This window comes from Cognaticolwellia aestuarii (genome assembly GCF_002000025.1).
GTDB classification, from domain to species: Bacteria; Pseudomonadota; Gammaproteobacteria; order Enterobacterales; family Alteromonadaceae; genus Cognaticolwellia; species Cognaticolwellia aestuarii.
The window spans coordinates 98911-120897 of sequence record NZ_MUZV01000001.1; the positions used below are offsets into that span (position 1 = coordinate 98911).

Consider the following 21987-nt stretch of genomic DNA (forward strand, 5'->3'; position numbering starts at 1 on the left):
TGCATCATCCAGTTCCAATAGCATCATGCAACCAAAGATAATGAATATTTGTGGACGCAAACAATTCCGTCATATGAACTAACAACTAGTAAAAATTCATCTTCATATATAACCTCTCCTGCTTCATAAAGATGAACGCACTCCACGGCTTCTATATGTTTGGCATTCCAAAAGAGGTTATTTAATCTAAGAATTAAACCCAAAAAACCAAAACTGCGAAGCTTGCTGTTAATGTCTAATGTTGGTTGCTTCCAATCTAGTATCCGCTCTCCTATATCTATTCGTGGAAAATATGAATAATCAGTTTGAGGCTTAGCATTTTTATAATGACATTCGACATCCGAAAGAAAGGTCTTTATCAAATTGACAGCTTCAATATGCATTTTGACCATTACAGTTGTGATGGATTCATTTGTTTGAATGGGGACATCAGACTGAAGAATCACGTCTCCACCATCTACCACATTCGTTAACTTATGAATTGATACACCTGAATGTTCTGGATACTTTAATAAGTACGGTAATGGAGTTGGCCCCCTGCCTTTTGGCAACCTTGATGGGTGTATGTTAATCGCATACTTAACACCTGTTTCAGGTAATATATGCAGATACTCAGCTACTATGAACATTTCTACACCCATAGAAATCAAATGTTCAAGCTCTTCACTCATAGGCTTATTTTTGAATAAGGGAATTTGATGTGTTTCGCACAATTTTGATATAGCCGAAGACGTAAAATCGGGCGAGTTAATGTAAACTCTTTCAATTTCAAAGCCGTCCTTAATTAAATATTTTAAGCACGAAGAAAACATATTATTGCCAAAGTAAACTATTCTCATAATCCGAACCTCAACTCAAAAAAAGAGGTGTGATAATTATCAATAGGACCTAAAGTGACGTTAAACTCGTAAAAATCTGAGTACTTTTTCTTCTCTATTTTTTTCACTTCAAAGTCCTATTCAATTCATTTAAAGGCTTAAGCTAACCAGTCATCATGCCTTGTAGTTTTAAACAATTATCACTTATTATCTCTACTAGAGGAGTGGGTATGCACAACCTTCCAGTTACCATTTACTTTGCGAAATAAGAATGTTTGAAATCCTTTTTTGTCGAATGTTTTGCCACTTTTATTCACTTTGCCCTTTATACGCGTGTCAGCAATTGCCCACGCAAAAGATTTATCCTCGCCCTCAAAGTGAACTTCTATTTCACTAAAACTCAATTTTAAGTATTCCAAAGCATCCTTTTCAGGCTCTACGTGATGCTCGACTAGCGAATCTAACCCTGCATTTTGTCCTCCTCCTTCGATATAACGTGCCCCCTCAAAATCTAAAAAGTTACGTCGAAACGGCAATCCATCACCATTTTCCCAGCCATACTTGATGCTTTTAATCACATCAACAATCGCCTTTTTGTCTTTATTACTATGATCTCTATCATCATGAGCCACAGCCGATATACTGATGATAAGTGCAATAAAAGTTGCAATAAATTTTCTCATTTTTAACCTCTGAATTATTATGTTTAAATTAATGGGACCAATGGATATGAGCTATTTTCCATTTCCCATCTTTTTTCAAAAGAACCATACTTTCCATGCCTTCACTGTTCACTTCTTTTCCTTTAAACTCTCCAGTCAACTTTGTTCTAGACATAGAAAAAGCTGTCTGTCCTACCTCTCTTACTTCATGTTCAAGTATTTTTACTTCAAGTTGAGCCAAATATTTCATGTCAGCCAGCATGTGGTGGTTTGCATAATCATCGGCTGAGCGTTCAACTCTACCTCCTTCATAAATGATGACATTATCAGCTAAAAATCCGCGTGCTTTACTCTTATCGTTGGCCTGTATAGCTTGATGAAATTGCATAACAACCTTACCTGCACTACTTGTTAGCACAGGCAATTCATCACGTTTATTCGCACTATTTCCTTCGCTTGTATGAGCGGTTACAACATTGCTCATGGTTAAGAACATTAACGAAACTGTGGTTAGCATTATCGAAATATTTTTCATTTTGTTTCTGTCTTTCCTCATTAGTCTATGGCTGTTAGTACTTGATATTGCTCAGGCGTTAAAGTCGGTAACCGCTTAATAAAAGCAACCATGGCCCATATTCTTTCATCACTGTGAGTTTTACCCCAAGCTGGCATCCCTGAAGCTTTTATGCCATGTTTAATCACCCAAAAATTCTTCCTTGCAAGCTCTTCATCAGTACCGTGTTGATGAGTTTCATGCGAAATACTTAAATTAGGTGGTTGAGGATACAGCCCAATGCTCATATCACTTTCTTCTAATCCAGGTTTTAGATGACAGCTTGAGCACATATATTCATAATCTGCTCCTCCCATTAACAACAACTCAGGACTTTCCAAATCAGGTACTTTGATATGTTGAGCCGATTTCTTTATGGATGCCTCCCTAGTTTCTTCAAGAAGCCAATAAACAATGTCACTGTGAGGTTCATCTGCGGCTACATTCACTATCCCTGAATACATGACAGTGGCTGCACTAGCTCCTCCCAATAGCAATAATATCAATAGAATTTTAAGAGCTTTCATAACAATTCCTTACTTTAAAAGTCACTTAATACGAGCTTCAATTAAGTGACTTTTAATATTTAATTAATGGTTCTGGTGATCATCACTATTAGCTTATTAATTTTCCTTTTTTTCCATTTTACTGTGATCCATTCCTTTCATTTTACTGTGATCCATTCCTTTCATTTTACTGTGATCCATTTCTTTCATTTTGCTGTGATCCATTTTCTCCATTGAAGATTTTGATTGCTTCATACACTTTTTCATCATTGCAACTGCAACAGGGTCTTTCATATCCATCTTGCTATGATCCATTTTGCTACAATCAGCTTTTTCTGCTTTTTTTGCATGCATTTTCGGATCATGAGCGGATGCATTCATTGATAAAGTAATTGCTGGTACTAATATCAAAGCGATTTTGCCTACAGTTTTAATAAAGTTAGTTTTCATGGTTTTCTCCTACGTTAGTGATTAAGGTTAATTTATATAAATTCATCGAATGCAATATTAGTTGCATCAACATTCTTAGTTTTCAAAAGATTTATCGTTGCCGACATCATATTCGGTGGGCCGCATAGATAAAATTCAACACCATCAATTTGACAAATCTTGTTAATATTTGATGTGAGTAAATCTTGAACATACCCCTTTGCTCCTGACCAGTTCTTATGCGGCCTAGACAAAACAGGGTAGTAAAAAAAATTTGGATATTTTCTAGAAAGCCTGTAAAGCTCATCTTTATATAACAAGTCCTCCTCAGTTCTAGCACCATAGAAAAAATAGATACCTCTAGTTTCCTTTCTTTCTTTTTGGTAGAAGCACAATTGCTCTTCAATCAATGATTTCAATGGTGCCATTCCAGAGCCTGCTCCGATAAGCATCATTGTTTTATTACTTGAAGGTTTAGCGTGAAAATCTTCAAATGGACCAGCCGCTTCTATTGTTTGCCCTAGCCCCAAATTGCATATGTAGCTAGAACCTACACCGGGATATATACTTTTATTTGGAGCATTTTGAATTTTGACGGTAAACTTTAACTCGTTAGTACCAGCTTCAATCTGCCCATCACCATTAGCTAGAGAATAGCTTCGACTACAAGCTTGATGCTCATACTCAAAATACTCAATATCACGCCAATGGTATTTGAAAGCGTCAGGAAGACGCGCTGGTATAGATATTCCTTTAGCTGGTGGTATATAGAAACGAAGATGAGCACCTGCTTTGAATTTTAATTTCTCACCACCAAGCACTTTAAAACGCAACTCTTTTATATAGGGACTAATAAACTCACTATGCGTTAATTCAAGAAGGTATTTTTTGGCTTTAGTAACGTCAATTAATGTTAGCCTCTTTGTTTCTGTTGCATCATGTTGACAAGCCAATCTGTAACCTTGTTGCAATTGTTCCTTTGTTAAAAGTACATGCTCTGCTGAAGTGACTTTAACACTGCTATCAAGACGTACTTTACATTGGCCACAAGTCCCGCCACCGCCACAGGTTGATGACAAAGCAATATCATGATCAATTAAACCGTCAAGTAAGTTGGTATTAGTAGCTAAATCGAATTCCCCGATAAGCTCCAGATCTTTATCAAATAGCGCCAAAGTTCGACTTTTGTTGCCAAAGCGAACTTTGTATTGACCATTAAAGAGCAGCTCAATAGTCCAAATAAAGCCAGTTAAGGAAAAGAAAAGCGTGAAAAGAGAAAATAAAATGATTTGAACATTATTGAAGCTTCCTTCAGTGCCATAATCCATAAAGTGAAGCATAAAGAAAATATCAACAAACCGTTTATCATCATTACTGTGTTTAATTATTCGACCAGAACCAGCATCAATATAAACGCTAGTTTGAATATAATCAGCATAGTTAACTTGCCACACTTCATTTTGCTCACGAGGTATATCTTCATATGGAGGTGATAATTTAACTGCATTTTTAATCACACCTTTACCATTGTAGGAAGACTGAGCCAGTTTTCTAACCATAGTTTCATCAATAACGACTGGCTCAGCGGTGTACGCATCAACCAAAGAGTAGTCATTGTCAAAATGGCTATATAAACCTTTATTATGAGTTAACAAATAGTAAGGGTGCTCTAATAGTGATATTTGTTTTAACGATACGACTTGTTTTGATTGAGATAAGACAAGCTGTGGTTCAACTAACCTATTAATATCAACTTGGGCAACAACGGGAGTTTGTTTATATTGATTTCCTGAAGCCTTTTGATGATCCATCAAATTAAAATATAAGCCTGTTCCTAACCATACTAGTAGTTGTAGGCCAACCAACAAGGATAGCCACTTATGTAGCTTTTTAAGGAGTAACATTATCTAGCTACTCCCATACTTTTATCTAATGTATTTTTTGCTCTGTTTTTGAAAATAACAAAGTAACTCAATACACCACCAGTAATTGCCGCAAAAATAGAAAAAAGTGTGAACCAAAAAAGTAGTTTATTACTTGGATCTTCTTCTTCGTAATCCATGACATGCAAACTAAACATCAAATCAAAGATTCGCCAAAATTCATGTCGCTTACTGACAAGCTTTCCTGTTTGAGCTGAAACATATATCGACGGACTGCCAAAATCATCAAAGTTAACCCGCCAAGCAGGTAATGCTCGACGGCTTAATTCAAACGGTGGATTATCTGTAATTAGTTCAGACTCAAGGACCGCACCATCACCACTGTAATAGTGTTTTGCAGCGCTAATAGCTACGACTTTGTTTAAGGGAGAAATCTTCTCCCCATTACTAGCATTTACAACATATTTTTCGTCATGCTCTGTAAAACGATAAACGGCTTGCTCTATAAAAACTTCAACGGCAATGTTTTTTGCGTCAGGATATTGCTTAGCTAATGCAGATAATGGGTAAGTAATTTCATCCACATTAACTTTAGCTTGGTGATTAACCACCAAACTATCACCATGGATATAGTCAATATCAAAAATAACCATATAGGCACCTGATATCGACCAAATCAAAAACTGCAAGCCTAAAAACAACATCAACCACCGATGAAGTTTCCGGCTAACCTTCAACGTTTTCATGCTCTATGCCTTGCTCGAAACATTTTTAATCGATGACGAACGCCACAAATAAAATAATGCAGGTAGAACAAGTAAAGTTAAAATCACCGCACTTAGCATTCCACCAACCATAGGTGCTGCAATACGACTCATCACTTCAGAACCAGTACCTGTGCCATATAATATTGGCAATAAGCCAACGATTATAGCTGCTGCGGTCATCATGACAGGACGTACACGTAAGCCTGCACCATGTAACACCGCTTGAAGCACATCAGCCTTCGTTGTTGAAATATCCTTTGACTGATGATCATTAATCATTTCGTGATAAGCCTGATTCAAATAAACCAACATAATCACACCTATCTCAACAGCAACCCCCGCTAGCGCGATAAAACCAACACCTACAGCGACAGAGAAGTTGTAGCCTTGGATATACATCAACCAAATACTACCCACCATAGCCAAAGGTAGAGTTCCCATGATCATTGCCACTTCAATAACATTTCTGAAGTTCAGATAAAGTAGAATAATAATAATGAACAAGGTTAACGGCACTACATAAGTCAATTTAGCTTTGGCACGTTGCATATACTCATATTGACCAGCCCACGCAATTGAGTAGCCAGCAGGAAGTTTTAACTTATCTTCAACAACCTTTTGTGCATCAACAACGTAACTACCAACATCCACACCTTCAATGTCTACAAATGCCCAACCATTTAATCTTGCATTTTCTGACTTTATTCCCGGAGGGCCGTCTTCAACGAGCACATTCGCAACATCGCCTAATGAGATCCTTTGTCCATTTGGTGTCACTATTGGTAGCAAAGATAATGTTTCAGGCGAATCACGATAGTCTTGTGGGTAACGTAAACTCACTGGATAGCGCTCTAAGCCTTCAACAGTTTTGGTGACATTCATACCACCAATGGCCGTAGCAACAACCTGCTGAATTTCGCTAATATTTAAACCATAACGAGCTGCTTTAGCGCGTTGTATATCAACTTTAACGTAACGCCCACCAGCTACACGCTCTGAATATACTGATGCTGTTCCAGGTACATCTTTCAAAATAACTTCTAATTGTTTACCGATGTCCTGAATTACCGATAAGTCAGGTCCTGCGACTTTAATACCAACAGGTGTCTTAATACCCGTAGCTAACATATCAATACGTGTTTTTATTGGCATCACCCACGCATTAGTTACCCCAGGGAGCTTAACTAAACCATCTAGCTCTTTTTTCAAACTCTCAGTAGTAACACCTTCTCGCCACTCTGAACGAGGCTTTAATTGAATAAAAGTTTCAATCATTGTTAAAGGCGCTGGATCAGTAGCAGTTTCCGCTCTACCTACTTTACCAAACACAGTTTTAACTTCTGGAACTGTTTTAATCAGCTTATCCGTTTGTTGTAACAGTTGACGTGCTTGCCCTATCGAAATACCAGGATAAGTTGTAGGCATATACATTAAGTCACCTTCATCAAGTGGAGGGATAAATTCACTACCAATCTTGTCAAGTGGATATATACCAATAGCAAGAACTGCCAATGCTGCTACTAAAGTTGTCTTTGGAAAACGTAATACCGTTTTTAGAGCAGGCATATAGATAAAGGTTAAAAAGCGATTCACCGGGTTTTTATGCTCAGGTAAAACCTTACCCCTTATAAAATACCCCATCAGTACAGGGACTAATGTAATCGCTAATGCCGCTGATGCTGCCATCGCATACGTTTTAGTAAAGGCAAGCGGAGCAAACATTCGCCCCTCTTGAGCTTCCAAGGTAAAAACAGGAACAAAACTCACCGTAATAATTAACAAGCTAAAGAATAGAGCAGGACCAACTTCACTGGCCGACTCCACTACTATTTTCCAGCGGTTTTCATTAGTTAACGGTGTTTTTTCCATGTGCTTGTGCATATTTTCTATCATTACAATAGCACCGTCGATCATGGCACCAATCGCAATTGCAATCCCTCCTAGCGACATAATATTCGCATTAAGACCTTGCATATGCATAACGATAAATGCCGTCAATATCCCTACAGGTAAACTCACAATGGCGACTAGTGACGAGCGGACATGAAATAAGAAAATGATACAAACTAGCGCCACAACGCCAAATTCTTCTAATAGCTTATAAGCTAAGTTATCAACAGCCCTTTCTATTAATGCAGAGCGATCATAAACAGGAACAATTTCAACCCCTTCAGGTAAGCCTTTCTTCAATTGCTCTAGCTTTTCTTTAACACCATTAATGACTTGCTGAGCATTTTCTCCAAAGCGCATAACGACGATACCACCAACAGTTTCTCCTTCACCGTTAAGCTCAGCGATACCTCGACGCATTTGTGGGCCAGTCCCAATATCTGCAACATCTTTTAGTAATAGAGGTGTGCCATTTTCATTGACTCCTAAAGGTATATTCTCTAAATCTTCAACACTTTTGAGATAACCAGTTGCTCTAACCATGTACTCGGCTTCTGCCATTTCAACAACAGATGCCCCGATCTCTTGGTTACCTTGCTTAATAGCCATTTGAATATGTGAAAGAGGGATCCCAAATGCTCTTAATTTTTCAGGATTAATTCTTACTTGGTATTGCTTAACCATACCGCCAAGTGCAGTAACTTCTGATACGCCAGGGACAGTTTGCAATTCATATTTTAAAAACCAATCTTGTAAACTGCGCAATTGACTTAAGTCTTGTTGACCCGTTTTATCAACTAAGGCGTATAAATATACCCAACCTACGCCTGTAGCATCAGGTCCTAATTGCGGTCGTGCATTGCTGGGTAAGCTAGGGGCTACTTGACTTAAATATTCAAGTACTCGCGAACGCGCCCAATACAAATCTGTATCTTCATCAAAGATGACATACACGTAAGAGTCACCAAAAAAAGAATAACCTCGAACAGTCACTGCGCCAGGAACTGACAGCATGGCAGTAGTCATCGGATAGGTAACCTGGTCTTCAACAACTTGTGGGGCTTGACCAGGGTAACTTGTTTTAATAATTACTTGCACATCAGATAAATCAGGCAGTGCATCAATAGGCGTTTTATTAACAGAATATAAACCAATGCCTACGAGTAAAAAGGTAGCGAGTAATACAAAAAATCGATTACCAACGGACCAACGTATTATAGAAGCAATCATAATAATCTAACTCCTATATTAGTGGTTTGAATGATCAACAACAGGTGCTTCTAATCTAGAAGTTTCACCCTGTTCATCACCTTGCCCTAGTGGGGCAATTTCAAAAATTACAAAATGTTCACCACGCACTTCAAAAGTAAACTTAACTTCCATCCCCTCAGAAAGTCCTTCAAGGCTAACATTGTGCCCTGTAATGAAATCTAAAGTAGCCGCAGGTCGTCCCCATTTTTCAATAGCAGTTCGACTAATGTTCACCATTCCATGATCGATCATTAACGAGTTAATTGTTCCAGTAACTGTCGCTGACGAGTCATCTGCCACTTCTTCAGTTACTTGGCTTGTATCACTTTCACTCATGTCGTCAGGAACATGGATGTTGCTAATTTTATAATCACCATTATCTTCTTTTGTCACTTCAACATGTAAACTCATCCCTTCACTAAGTAATGAGAAATCGACACTGTCCGATGCGATGAAATCCATCGTCATTTCTGGCCATTCCCATTCAGGTATCGCCTCATGAGCTAAAGTTAACATTTTATGATCTGCCATCATGCTCTCGATACTAGCTTGAACCCAAACAGAAGAAGGCATTGAAGCATCCGCTTCATCAACATCGCTATTCATTCGCTTGAAGTCTGAAGACTTACTCGATTCTGAATCTAATAAGAACTGTGCAGAACTAACAACTTTTTCCCCATCACGCACCCCTTCAAGTATCTCAACACTTTCGCTATCGTATCGACCTACAGATACTGCAACCGATTTAAAACTCCCCTCACCTAAGGCGAGAACAACTCTATCTTGGTTTCCTGTTCTAATAAGTGCTTCTTTAGGGATTAATAAAGCTTGTTCGTCACCTGTTGTGTGAATCGCAATTTGAGCAAACATATTTGGTTTGAATTCGCCTTCTTCATTTTTAAAACGAAGACGTACTTTCACAGTACGAGTTTTTGCATCTAGTGTTGGGTAAATATAATCAACTTTTCCTTGCCATGTTTTTCCTGGTAAGTAATCAAGAGTCATGGTTACTGGGGTGCCTGTTTTGACTTGACCCGCTTGGCGTTCAAAGACTTCAGCTTCAACCCACACTTCCGATAAATCACCAATTGACATTAAAGTAGAGCCAGGCTTAACAAAAAATCCTTCACGTATTTTTAAATTTTCCACCACGCCATTTTGTGGAGAATAAAAAGTAATTGTTTGCTGTACTTTCTTTGTTTTCTTAAGTTTTACTATTGATGATTTTGGAAGTTGTAATGCTGACAATCGATTTTCAGCAGCACTAATTAATCGGCTATTTTTACGATCTAATGCCAATAATAATTCTTCTTGGGCATTAACTAATTCTGGGGAATAAATTTCATAAAGGGGTTGCCCCTTCTTAACAGGATCTCCAATAGCCTTAACATATAGCTTTTCAATCCATCCTTGTACTCGTGGATGGATATGAACTAACTTATCTTCATCATAAGCAACATAACCGACTGTATTTATTTCAGTGTGCAATGATTTATAACTAACTATTGCTGTTCTTACACCGAGGTTATTTACAACATCAGGAGAGATACGAATTGTTCCGGGACCTTCATCAGGTCCTTTACCACCATCGTCGTAAACAGGTACTAAATCCATACCCATTGGTGACTTCCCTGGCTTATCTCTTTTGTAGTTCGCGTCCATTGGAGCTACCCAATAAAGCGGCTTCTTTTCAGCCGTTACAACAGAGCTTGCTTCCCCACTATTTGTCGGGGCCATAAAACTATAAACCCCAAATGTTAAAAAGCCACCGATAACCATGCCAATTACTATTGGCTTAATATTGTTGTTCATTATTCTTCTCCCGAAATAACAGTGAAACCACTATTATTTGATAAATTCATATTATTGTTACTAACGACAGGATCTATGCTGCCTATAAAAAGGTAATTAAGTTCTAGTAATAATTTCTGCTCTTCGACATTAAGCGTTAACTCATCTATTTCCGCATTTAATACAGCGATTCGTGAGCGAACTACTTCGGCAAAGTCACCATCATCATTGGTGTAGGCTGTTAGCGAAGCTTCAGCTTGATCATGGATTTGAGGCAGTAGCTTGTCTTTGTATAAGTTCTGTCTATCTTTCAATCGAAGTAAGCGCCCTTTTGCACTGGAGTATGATGCGAGCAATTTCCTCATCAATAATAATTTTTCAGTTTTTATAGCTTCTGTTTTTGAAATAGCTGACTTAACTTCTTTGTCCTGTCTATTATCTGTAAAAAGCGGCAAGTCAAAAGTAACCCCTACAGAGAACAAGTCCGCTCGACTATTTCCCATTGGATCATCATCACGGTAACCATAACTAGCATTAACTCCCCACTCAGGTTTGTATTTTTGCTTTGCCAATTTAATTCCAGTTTTTGTTGATTTAATTTTCTTTTCAACTGCGACAAGTGAAGGGTGGTTAGCAATATACTTTGCCAGTTCACTAGGGCGTAACCAGCTATCTGTAAGAACTATATTGCTATTTACTAGGTCAATTTGAGGTAATTGCTTAGTCAAAACGATATTATGAAGGTTAAAATCATCGTCTACATAAGTTTCACTTTGAGAACTTTTCTCTATAGAAAACTCTGTTAACCATTGAGACAACATACCTTCAAAGCGGTTTTGTTGTTGTCCTAAGACATCTAAACGATCTTCTAATCTTGTAAGCTCCAATTGCGCTCTTACAATATCTTGCTGCCTTGTTTTACCTAAAGTAGACGAATAACTTGCTTCAGCAACATCCGCTAACTGTTCAAAAAGTGTTCTGTTTTTTTCAATTAAAGCAATACTTTCTTGAACTCTGTATGCATCCAACCAAAGGCTACCAACAGTAACAGCTACTTTGGACTCTCGATCTTTTCGTTGATACGGGAATGATTCACTTTCAATCTTGAGTTGTTCTCGTTTAATCAACAATGTATCCCCACGAGGAAACATTTGAGATATGCCAACTTTCGCTTGTGTCATTCCCTCTTGTCCAAAATCAAAGCCATCTGTAGGTAAATTGGCTAACCCTATAGATACTTTCGGATCTGGTAACGTGCCTACGGCTGTACTCATCGCTTCAATAGCATTTTGCTTATGAACATTTCCCGTTAACCATGGATCATTCTTCTGCGCAGACTTGATAGCTTTTTCAAAAGTTAAGGCTGAACTAGAAGTAATAGTAGGAATATCAGCAGAATTTGCAGTTAGCACTGTTAGAGCTAACATACCCACACAGTATTTCACGCTTAAAGCTCTGATATTTTTAAATTTATTCATTAAAACTGCTCCTCATAAGATTGAACGCTAGCATAGACCTCATAAGCGCCCCCTTTCTTAAGCAATAACACTTTGTAAGGTTGAAATTTATCCCCTACTTCCATACCGGGAGTTCCCGCTGGCATTGCAGGAACAGACAATCCAATAACATCGTCAGAGTGTTTTTCTTTTAAAAATTTATGAATAAATTTGGCAGGAACATGCCCTTCAAATGCATAACCATCTTTAGATATAGCGGTATGACAAGAACGATATCTTGGCTCAATTCCTTTCTCTTCTTTAACCGCTGTAAAGTTTTGATAATTGTGGACTGTTGATTCGAACCCATGCTCATTTATATGGCTAACCCACTTTTTGCAGCAACCACATGTAGGACTCTTATAAACCTCTAAAAGAATAGGGTGAGGTTTAGCATTTTGTGTTTTAGATGAAGTCACTGAAACTTCTTCTTTTGAACAACTTGCAATAGCAATGACTAAAGTAAAGGCAGCAACAGCCTTTAACGTGAATTTTTTGGAAAACATAACCCCCCCAAAGGGATATCAATTAATATTTGAATTGATTAGGTTATTCTTGATTTTGCTTAAAATACTTAAACGCAGAGATCAAAAAGCCTAATACAGATAATTTTCATATAAGTGAGCCAAATTTTAGGCACAATTATTCTGTATTTAGCTTAGTATTGGAGGTCTATAAAGAGATGATGATGATTGACTTTGAGCCAAGTTTGAATATGAGAATATTTTTGATGATAAATCAATAAAGAGACTGTCACCTGTGTCTTTCATTAGTGCAGCGATACTTGAGCACCCCCCAGTAAAACAACTACAACTTTTCACACAACAGTCATCTTCTGCTTCATCTGAATCACCAGAGGAATGACTCATCATTGAATGGTCACTATGGTCCATCATTGACATATTTTGCATTTGTTCTTGCCCAGTATCTCCCTTCATACTCATCATATGATAAGACATAACAGTAGACGCAACCGCTTGAGCAACAAAGGTCAAACAGACTAGCAGTACCATTAATGTTTTAGAGAAATTAGTATTCACAAGTAACCAACAAAATATTTCAATTAATAAAATATTGGCATAACAAGCACTATTTTTCAACAAATTAATTTTAAAACAATGAATAAGTTTATAAGCACTTACCTGAACACACTAATGGTATGAAACTTTAATATATAGACAGAAAGCCACGATTATCATAGATATTTGAAAGCGATAGCTGTAGCTGAAATACTTTTCTTAATCAACAACACTGATAGATATTGATTTTCGTTGTGTTTTTTCATAAACGCCTCTCACAATAGCTCCCATATCTAAATCCCCTAACGCATTATTACTAATAATGCTTTGATAAGTATTTTTCAAAACAGGCAGCGAAATTGTCTTACCCGCTTTAGGGTCAACAAAAGTAAGCCCTCATTTTGACATTATCAACAGACTACTCTATTGATTTCTCTCTTAATGATTCATTCATATAGAATTCTCCAAGTAATCCATATAACAAAATGGTCGAATACTTGCGGAGAAATATGATTGATGAAGAATGATTGGGAATTTTCGTGCGTCTTTATGGTTAAGAAGTGTTTCTTTAACGCCATTACTAAATTCACAATAACTGATCATAGACATAGCTGGAGCTTCAACGTGAATGCATTCCAATACCAGTCTTTGCTGATCAAAATTAAATATAAAAACCTGTTTCTCTGGAATGTTTTTAATTGATACCTTGAGTGTTGGTAAATTACTATCGATTTCTTCTGTTAAGCTTGGAGATAAAGGAAAACCATATATCGCATACCTTTTTCCCTCAATGTTATACACATAAGGAACTTCATCATCACAAAATGAGTCAAAATTAGTAAAGAAGTTAACGCTATTTAAAAACCAACTTTTATGGTCTTCTATAAACGGAAATTCAGCTATGCCAAGTTCTGAATCTTCGTTATCCTGTTTTAGATTTTTAATTAATGATTCATCAAAATTATTTTCTCTAAAATTTTTCGGATAAAAAGTAGTGGCAATGAGTCGGTATGCAATTTGATTAATTTTGAAATCACTATAAAGAATGGCTTCATTATTGTTCAATGTTTTAAAATATGGCTTCCATTCAAGGCTAAACTCTTGTGGCGCAGCAATAATATACTTCGACTCATCTCCTAACCCGAATAACTCATAAAGAATAGAAATCAATCGGATCTTATTTACATTAATGACTACCATTCCTTCAAGGCGTTTTGCCATAAACTCAATGCTTTTGTGTAGATCATCAATAAGTAACTCATCTTCACACTCACATATTAAAAGGTACTTTAACCAATGATGTTGAATTGTCCCAAAAATTTTCGCACCACACATCTCTTGAAAGAGTAATTCAGTTAAAGAATCATAATTAGGTGTGCAATAGATTGCTCTGGCTAATAAATCCTTACCATGAGCTTGAGGTAGATTGAGTGAGTTAGCGAGAAATTTCGATTGAAGTCTCAATTTGTGATTTAAGGTTAGAGCTGAAATCATCTAGTTATCCATAAATTAAAACAAACAACAGCCTACTAACGCCAGTTTGTTAATTATGAAAACCAAATTTTTACGGATGCTCCGCTTCATCGTTCATACTTAATTATAAATATGTGTAGGCATAGGCTGTCCGTTCAGCCTTAAATGCAAATATAAATGAGTACAATGTCGTTGTAAACAGGAAGGAATTATACGTATATGCATAATTTAAAAAGACTTTAATTTATTTTCCATTTAAAATCAGTTGTTTCAATAGCAAAAACTTCAACTACGATATTTTCATTTATTTTTGTATTTTCAACTCTTTCATTAAAACGAGATAAAATATTATTCATATCAGTATTGAGGATTTTTAACAGGAAGAGTTCCGCATTTGAGTGTAAAGCCGCCAATATCAGATTTTGATTTTCAAAGGAGTCAGACTTCAGCAATGAAATTAACTGTTCATAACTATCACAGCCATAAACAACATAGGACAACATTTCTTGGCTTTGGCCAAGCGGAATAGATAATTTTTTCGAAAGCCTTTTTGACGAGTAAGTATTATTGGTACACATTCGCTACGCGAATTTACTATCTATTCAAAGTAAATCCATTTCGTTCATAATCGTGATTGCTGAACTCTTTGATGTGGCCTGACTCCACATGACCAAGCACACAAAGACTTGCCTATTATTAAACTAAATCCCACTTTTGGTAATATGAAAAACAGTTTATAGTACGTTTACTACTAAATACCTTTTTCAATTCTGCACTATAAATACAAACTAATTTAAAGGCAGTATAAATGACTAAAAACAATCCACCATTAACCATTGGCCGACTCGCAAAAGCCGCTAATGTAAATATTGAGACAATAAGGCATTATCAACGCAAAGGCTTAATTGTCGAACCTGAAAAGCCGTTAGGCGGTTTTCGTCACTACCCTGATACAAGTGTAGATCGAATTCGATTCGTAAAGCGTGCTCAACAGCTTGGGTTTTCGTTAGAGGAAATAAAGCAGTTGTTAACTTTAGGTGATCAACATTGTGGTGATGTTCAAAGCTTAGCAAAAGAAAAACGGAACGAAATCCAACAGAAAATCGCTGGCTTGCTCACGATTCAAGCTGCATTGGATGACTTAATATCAACTTGTCATACTGATGATACTACTCACTGTGGCTTCATCGATGGATTATCTCAAAAAGGCTTTTTAGAAAAATAACCTTTCTAATTCTCTTAAAAAATACCTAACACCCTCTTGACTCTGTGCTATACCCCAGAGTGTAAACTATCTTATATTAGCCTATATGAGATTTAATTATGACGAGTTCCCCCACACCTAATCGTTCTTTGCTATTAGCAATTGTTGCTGGTTTAGGTGCGTCAGCGTGCTGTATTGGCCCATTGTTATTGCTATCACTTGGCATAGGAGGTGCGTGGGTAGGTAACCTCACTGCTATGGAACCTTATAGCGGATATTTTACTGTGATAACCCTCATTATATTAGGCGTAGTTTTTTATAAATTGTATATAGCCCCTCAAAAGTGTGAGGACGGTTCAATTTGCGCTAACCCTAAAGTATTAAAGAATCAGCGTATTATGTTTTGGATTGTAAGCATAATTTTAATCGTGATGATGAGTTTTCCCTATTACGCAGAGTACATTATTGCTTAATAGAAAAGTGATTAACAAAAGTTGACTGATAACAATACGATTTAACCAATCAAGTTAATTTTGAACATATATTAAAAAGAGGCAAAACAATGAAAAAATTAATTACCGTTTCAATACTGTTAAGCTCAATGCTTATGTTTGGCAACACACTAGCAATGCCACACTCTGAAGCAACCAGTAATGTTGCTACTCAAGAAGTAGCTACTAAAGTTTTCTCGATTGAGAAAATGACCAGCAAGATGTGCAATATAACTATACGTAAGGCGATGGAAAAAGTAGATGGTGTTGTAAAAGCTACTGTTGATTATGATGAAAAAACAGCGACTGTTTTATTTGATCCTAACAAGGCCAGCATTGAAGCTATTGCGTTAGCGTCTACAAATATTGGCTACCCAGCAAAAGTAAAAACTACCAAGTAAGATTTTGCATAAGTCTGCTTGTTGATTAGTTTAGCCATAACAAATGCACCAAAGATTAATAGCAACAAAACTTTAAGGAATTATTATGTCTTCGGATCAATGCTCAACAAGCTGTTGCTCTAAGAGTGAAAGCGAGCAGCTACATGTTGCTATTATCGGTAGCGGCTCTGGTGCTTTTGCTTGCGCTATAAAAGCCGCTGAAAATGGCGCACGAGTGACCATTATAGAAGGTGCTGATGTTATTGGCGGTTGTTGCGTCAATGTTGGTTGTGTTCCATCGAAAATTTTAATTCGTGCTGCGCAATTAGCGCACCAACAACGAAGAAACCCATTTGATGGGCTTGAGAATAATAACCCTCAAATAAGCCGTGCTCTGCTAGCTCATCAACAAAAGTCTCGTGTTGAAGAGCTACGCGAAGCTAAATATGAAAGTATTCTAAAGAAAAACTCGGCATTATCTTTGATTAAAGGCTATGCGAGTTTTAAAAACGAAAGTACATTGATTATCCAAAAACCAGATGGCACTAATGAAGAACTGCATGCAGATCGAATATTGATAGCCACTGGTTCAACTCCGTCAATTCCGCCAATTAAAGGATTAGAAAATACCCCTTACTGGGCATCAACAGAAGCACTATTTGAACAAGAGTTACCTGAAAGCTTAATAGTAATCGGCTCTTCAGTTGTTGCGCTAGAAATCGCTCAAGCCTACGCTCGTTTAGGGACTCGTGTAACTGTGTTAGCACGACATACTTTATTGTATTCAGAAGACCCTCTTTTGGGTGAAAAGCTTAAACAGTGCTTTGAAAATGAAGGTATCAAAATACTAGATAATACGCAGGCAAGCATTGTAAGTCATGATGGAAGCCAATTCTCATTAGGTACTAATGATGGGACTTTAAAGGCTGACAAACTACTCATCTCTACAGGTCGTAATGCAAATACAACTAAACTTGGCTTGGACAGTATTGGTGTTGAATCAGAAAAAAATGGTGCGATCAAAGTCAATGATCGCATGGAAACATCAATAGCGAATATCTATGCCGCAGGTGATTGCTCTAACATGCCTCAATTTGTTTATGTGGCTGCGGCAGCAGGAAGTAGAGCTGGTATTAATATGACAGGCGGTGATTCTAGACTTGATTTATCTACCATGCCTGCTGTGATTTTCACTGACCCACAAGTTGCAACGGTAGGTTTAACTGAAGAGCAAGCTATATCTAAAGGACTTGATGTTATTAGTCGAGTTTTGGACATGGAAAATGTGCCGAGGGCGTTAGCTAACTTTGAAACTGATGGCTTTATTAAGTTAGTTGCTGAGCGTGAAAGTGAGCGCATTATTGGGGCACAGATCTTAGCACATGAAGGTGGAGAGTTAATACAGAGTGCGGCATTAGCTATCAGTAACCAAATGACCGTTACTGATTTGGCAAACCAATTATTTCCATACCTAACTATGGTCGAAGGTTTAAAGCTGTGTGCTCAAACTTTTAATAAAGATGTATCTGAGCTTTCATGCTGTGCAGGTTAATCAAAACAATATGGAAGAAGTTCGCCCTCTACTGTTACCTAATATACACAAATAATGAGCTTAAAGCTGAAGTGCCCATTAAAAGTATCCGATCACAAATATTGTTAGCTTTGTTATCTAATAGAAAAATGGCGATTTCCCCAACAAGATACTATAATTGGATACTAGGGGAGTATAAGTAATGTTGAGTATTAACCTATTAAGTGTCAATACAAATATAGCGGATGTAAATTCCGCTAGTGCTGGTCTGCCGTTTTTAAATACCGTAACGAAATTAAATCTTAACGTGCTTACTAGTGATTCGGTCAATATCTCTAGTATTGGTATAGAACGCTTGCATAAAGATAATGGAGCAAAAACCACAAAAGATATCGAACAAACCTCTAACGAGGCTGTAAGTGTCACTTCAACTATTGGTCAAAATAAGTCAGCAAATAATTTAAATCACGCACAAGCAAAAGAGCTGTATATTAAAATATCTTCTTTACTATAGCAGTAGATCAAACCACCTCTTTTTCCAGAAAGACAATGACCCATCTCTTACCACGTAAAATATAAAATTATTCCGCATCAGCTACGTACCTAATACGGAATAATCTAAGTTAGGCTATCTTAGTTAACGAGACAACTCCTCAATTTTTTTCCTTGAAAACCAGCGATATAAAACAGGTAATACAAACAGTGTTAACAGCGTTGCCGTTACCAAACCACCTACAATAACACTGGCAAGCGGACGTTGTATTTCAGCACCTACACCATTAGACATTAACATTGGGATTAATCCCAATGCGGAAGTTATTGCTGTCATAAGTACAGGTCTTAATCTTGACGTTGCTCCTTCAAAAACTGCCTTGGAAGCCTCTAAACCATCTTTTATTCGTTGGTTGATGCTTTCTACCATTACAACACCATTTAATACCGCTACACCGAATAACGTAATAAAACCAACGGAGCTAGGCACTGACAAATACTGATCTGTTAGATACAAAGAAAATACACCACCAATAACGGCAAGTGGCACATTCACTAAAATCAGCATAGCTTGACCAACAGAGCCAAAAGCAAAGTAAAGTAACAATGCAATTAGCGCTAAAGATAGAGGTACAACAATAGCTAGTCTGTTTTGAGCACGCTGCTGGCTTTCGAATTGTCCACCTATTGCTACCGAGTAGCCTGAAGGTAGGTCAACTTTCTCAGCAATAACTTTTCTGATGTCGGCTACTACACTGCCCATATCTCTATTCTGAACGTTTGCTTGAATAACGACACGCCTTTGAACATCATCGCGTCTTACTTGAGGAGGACCTGATTCAAATGAAACAGTTGCAACATCACCTAAGCGTACCCAGGCACCTGTTGGTGACTGAATTCGAATGTCTGAAATAGCTTCCTTATTTCGTCGATATTCTTCTTCAATACGCACATAAATATCGTAGCGTTCATTGCCGTTAATAATTTGCCCTGCCTCGACGCCACCAATGCCATCTCGCACAACTTCCATTATATCAACAACTGAAAGTCCAAAGCGCGATAGCTCTTGTCTATTAGGTTTTACGACAAGTTGCGCTTCACCTGCAATTTGCTCAAGAGCAACATCTCTTGCACCGTCAACACTCTTTATAGCTGCTTCGATCTCTTGCCCTTTAGTTGCTAAAACGTCTAACTCAGGGCCAAATAACTTTATCGCCAACTGAGCTTTAACCCCAGATAGTAGCTCATCAACACGAGTCGCAATAGGTTGAGAAAAGTTGAGTAACAACCCAGGGAATTCTTCCAAAGATCTCTCCATCTTACCTTGAAGTTCATATCGATTAGATGCACTTGACCACTCAGAAACAGGCTTCAATCCTATGTAAATTTCTATGTTATTAACTGGCTCTGGATCTCCACCTATTTCTGCTCGTCCAATTCGGCTTAATGCATAAGTTACTTCAGGAAACGCCATTAACTTTTCTTCTAAAATCGGAGCTACGGTTAACGCCGTATCCAAACTTGAAGATGGCGCAAGGGTTGCTCTTAAATTAATAGTCCCTTCCTCTAACTCAGGAACAAATTCAGTGCCAATAAATGGAACTAATGCAAATGCAGATGCAACTAAAATAAGTGAAGCTGAAATGACTAACTTAGTGTGTTTTAATGCGAATGTTAGACCTTTTCTATAGAGTTTATCTAATGGTTTAAGAACAAAGCTTTCCCTCTCTTTCACACCAGATTTAAATAGATAAGTTGCCAGTGCTGGCACGATAAACAACGCAACCACAATAGCGGATATAACAGCTAAAATGATACTTATTGCCATAGGTTGGAATAACTTTGCCTCAACACCTTCAAAGCTAAATAAAGGCGTAAATACGACTAAAATAATAGAGGCTGCAAAAAATACCGGACGAGCCACTTCTTTACCAGCATTTTGAAGACGTAAATTAATACCATGCTCATCTTGTTCTACATCATGTGGATCAGTATCAGCACTAGGCACTCTTTCTTTTACACTGTTTGAATGGGTAGAGTCTGGTCTATTTAAATGCTTAAACATGTTCTCAACCATCACGACTGAGCCATCAACTAGCATACCAATAGCGACAGCTATTCCGCCTAGCGACATTAAGTTAGCAGATATCCCCCACCAAGCCATGATCATTAACGCAATACCAATAGAAATTGGAATTGAAATTAATACCAAGAAGGTTGCACGTAAATTCATTAAGAATAGAGCCAATACAATACAGATGAAAATAAATGCTAGTGAAAGTGCATCAACTACCGTATCAACGGCTTTTTCAATCAAATCAGCCTGATCATAAAATGGCTCAAAGCGAACACCTTTAGGTAATGCTTGATTAATCAATGGGATTCTTGCATTGATACCATCAATGGTAGCTTTAGTATTTGACCCCATGCGTTTTAATACAATACCAGAGACAACTTCACCTAAGTTCTCTACTTTACCATTGGGTGATTTTCGCGTCATAGTGACAGCACCTTGGCGAATTTCACTGCCCATTTCAACTTTAGCAATATCCGAAACCGTCACAACCGTCCCATCAACTGTTTTGACGGGAACTTGTTTGATATTACTAATACCAGCGTCACCACTTTCAAACCAACCTGTACCTCTAATAACAAGCTGCTCTTGCCCACGGTTCATATACCAGCCGCCAACATTCGCATTGTTGTTATCTAGGGCACCAACAACGTCTTCTTGCGTTAGGTTATAAGAAAGAAGCTTAGATGGATCTACATTTACTTGGTACTGCCTAACAATACCTCCAAAGGAGAGTACATCAGTAACACCATCGACAGGCATAACGAGTAACTTCACAATCCAATCGTTAAGACTTCGAAGCGCCATAGCATCATAGCCTGCATCTTTATCAGAAATAAGAAGGTACTGAAAAACTTGGCCCAGCCCTGAGGTGTTTGGCCCCATTTCGGGTGTCCCAACACCTTCAGGTATGAGTTCTTTTGCGGCTTGAAGACGCTCAAATACGAGTTGTCTTGCAAAGTAAATGTCGGTGCCTTCTTTGAAAACAACCGTTACGCCAGACAAACCTGTTTTAGAAATTGAGCGCACTTGTTCTACATCAGGTAAGGCATACATTACCGCTTCAATAGGGTACGTAATGAGTTGTTCAACTTCTTCAGCAGCCAGTCCTGGCGCTTCAGTATTTACAGCAACTTGAACATTAGTAACATCAGGAAAGGCATCTAAATTTAGTTTTGGAATAACCATAATTGCGCCAACCATGGTGGCAAACAGCGCAATCAAAATCAGGAGTCTATTATTAACAGACCAATCTATTATTTTATTAAACATAGTTT

20 protein-coding genes are annotated in these 21987 nt (G+C 37.6%); 5 read left to right on the forward strand and 15 right to left on the reverse strand.

Annotated features, from left to right (window positions below):
- Positions 1–23: 23 nt before the first annotated feature.
- The 14 genes from B0169_RS00460 to B0169_RS00525 form a co-directional block, all read right to left on the reverse strand.
- Positions 24–839 (reverse strand): formyltransferase family protein, encoded by an 816-nt coding sequence (locus B0169_RS00460; protein WP_077283641.1) that lies wholly within the window; start codon positions 837–839, stop codon positions 24–26.
- Positions 840–1018: 179 nt separating this feature from the next.
- Positions 1019–1501, reverse strand: a complete 483-nt coding sequence (locus tag B0169_RS00465; RefSeq protein WP_077283643.1) for a YybH family protein — start codon at positions 1499–1501, stop codon at positions 1019–1021.
- Between the two features lie 28 nt (positions 1502–1529).
- Positions 1530–2015 carry a YybH family protein gene (locus tag B0169_RS00470; protein WP_077284507.1) on the reverse strand — a complete coding sequence of 162 codons (486 nt, stop codon included), beginning with the start codon at positions 2013–2015 and terminating at the stop codon, positions 1530–1532.
- 20 nt (positions 2016–2035) lie between these two features.
- Complete coding sequence (locus B0169_RS00475) at positions 2036–2560, reverse strand: c-type cytochrome (RefSeq protein WP_008113900.1); 525 nt, start codon at positions 2558–2560, stop codon at positions 2036–2038.
- 96 nt (positions 2561–2656) lie between these two features.
- A complete protein-coding gene (locus tag B0169_RS00480; RefSeq protein ID WP_077283645.1) occupies positions 2657–2989 on the reverse strand; it encodes a hypothetical protein in 333 nt (110 codons plus the stop codon).
- A 32-nt stretch (positions 2990–3021) separates the two neighbouring features.
- The gene (locus tag B0169_RS00485) at positions 3022–4872 is read right to left on the reverse strand and encodes a 2Fe-2S iron-sulfur cluster-binding protein (RefSeq protein ID WP_077283647.1); all 1851 of its coding nucleotides are present in this window, start codon (positions 4870–4872) and stop codon (positions 3022–3024) included.
- Complete coding sequence (locus B0169_RS00490; protein ID WP_328589001.1) at positions 4872–5504, reverse strand: PepSY domain-containing protein; 633 nt, start codon at positions 5502–5504, stop codon at positions 4872–4874. The genes B0169_RS00485 and B0169_RS00490 overlap by 1 nt, the downstream gene beginning before the upstream one ends.
- Before the next feature lie 96 nt (positions 5505–5600).
- Positions 5601–8738 (reverse strand): efflux RND transporter permease subunit, encoded by a 3138-nt coding sequence (locus tag B0169_RS00495; RefSeq protein ID WP_008128603.1) that lies wholly within the window; start codon positions 8736–8738, stop codon positions 5601–5603.
- An 18-nt stretch (positions 8739–8756) separates the two neighbouring features.
- A complete protein-coding gene (locus tag B0169_RS00500) occupies positions 8757–10571 on the reverse strand; it encodes an efflux RND transporter periplasmic adaptor subunit (RefSeq protein ID WP_008128605.1) in 1815 nt (604 codons plus the stop codon).
- Positions 10571–12028, reverse strand: coding sequence for a TolC family protein (locus tag B0169_RS00505; protein ID WP_077283651.1), 1458 nt, complete (start codon positions 12026–12028; stop codon positions 10571–10573). Before B0169_RS00505 ends, B0169_RS00500 begins: the two co-directional genes overlap by 1 nt.
- The gene (locus tag B0169_RS00510) at positions 12028–12552 is read right to left on the reverse strand and encodes a DUF411 domain-containing protein (RefSeq protein ID WP_077283653.1); all 525 of its coding nucleotides are present in this window, start codon (positions 12550–12552) and stop codon (positions 12028–12030) included. The genes B0169_RS00505 and B0169_RS00510 overlap by 1 nt, the downstream gene beginning before the upstream one ends.
- A gap of 147 nt (positions 12553–12699) precedes the next feature.
- Positions 12700–13086: a CopL family metal-binding regulatory protein gene (locus B0169_RS00515; RefSeq protein ID WP_235838423.1), complete on the reverse strand. Its 387-nt coding sequence runs from the start codon at positions 13084–13086 to the stop codon at positions 12700–12702.
- Positions 13087–13515: 429 nt separating this feature from the next.
- Positions 13516–14559: a hypothetical protein gene (locus B0169_RS00520; RefSeq protein ID WP_077283655.1), complete on the reverse strand. Its 1044-nt coding sequence runs from the start codon at positions 14557–14559 to the stop codon at positions 13516–13518.
- Between the two features lie 218 nt (positions 14560–14777).
- Positions 14778–15116 (reverse strand): hypothetical protein, encoded by a 339-nt coding sequence (locus tag B0169_RS00525; protein ID WP_077283658.1) that lies wholly within the window; start codon positions 15114–15116, stop codon positions 14778–14780.
- A gap of 230 nt (positions 15117–15346) precedes the next feature.
- On the opposite strand from B0169_RS00525, the gene merR reads away from it, so the two are divergent.
- The 5 genes from merR to B0169_RS00550 all read left to right on the forward strand — a co-directional run bounded on the left by merR (position 15347) and on the right by B0169_RS00550 (position 18658).
- Positions 15347–15763, forward strand: a complete 417-nt coding sequence (merR, locus tag B0169_RS00530) for an Hg(II)-responsive transcriptional regulator (protein WP_077283660.1) — start codon at positions 15347–15349, stop codon at positions 15761–15763.
- Positions 15764–15861: 98 nt separating this feature from the next.
- Positions 15862–16215 carry a mercuric transporter MerT family protein gene (locus B0169_RS00535; protein ID WP_077283662.1) on the forward strand — a complete coding sequence of 118 codons (354 nt, stop codon included), beginning with the start codon at positions 15862–15864 and terminating at the stop codon, positions 16213–16215.
- An 89-nt stretch (positions 16216–16304) separates the two neighbouring features.
- Positions 16305–16634 (forward strand): heavy-metal-associated domain-containing protein, encoded by a 330-nt coding sequence (locus B0169_RS00540; protein WP_077283664.1) that lies wholly within the window; start codon positions 16305–16307, stop codon positions 16632–16634.
- 85 nt (positions 16635–16719) lie between these two features.
- Positions 16720–18165: a mercury(II) reductase gene (merA, locus tag B0169_RS00545; RefSeq protein ID WP_077283666.1), complete on the forward strand. Its 1446-nt coding sequence runs from the start codon at positions 16720–16722 to the stop codon at positions 18163–18165.
- Positions 18166–18346: 181 nt separating this feature from the next.
- Entirely contained in the window at positions 18347–18658 is a 312-nt protein-coding gene (locus tag B0169_RS00550; protein ID WP_077283668.1) for a hypothetical protein, read from the forward strand.
- Positions 18659–18781: 123 nt separating this feature from the next.
- On the opposite strand, the gene B0169_RS00555 is transcribed toward B0169_RS00550, so the two are convergent.
- Positions 18782–21982, reverse strand: coding sequence for an efflux RND transporter permease subunit (locus tag B0169_RS00555; protein WP_077283670.1), 3201 nt, complete (start codon positions 21980–21982; stop codon positions 18782–18784).
- Positions 21983–21987: the final 5 nt, after the last annotated feature.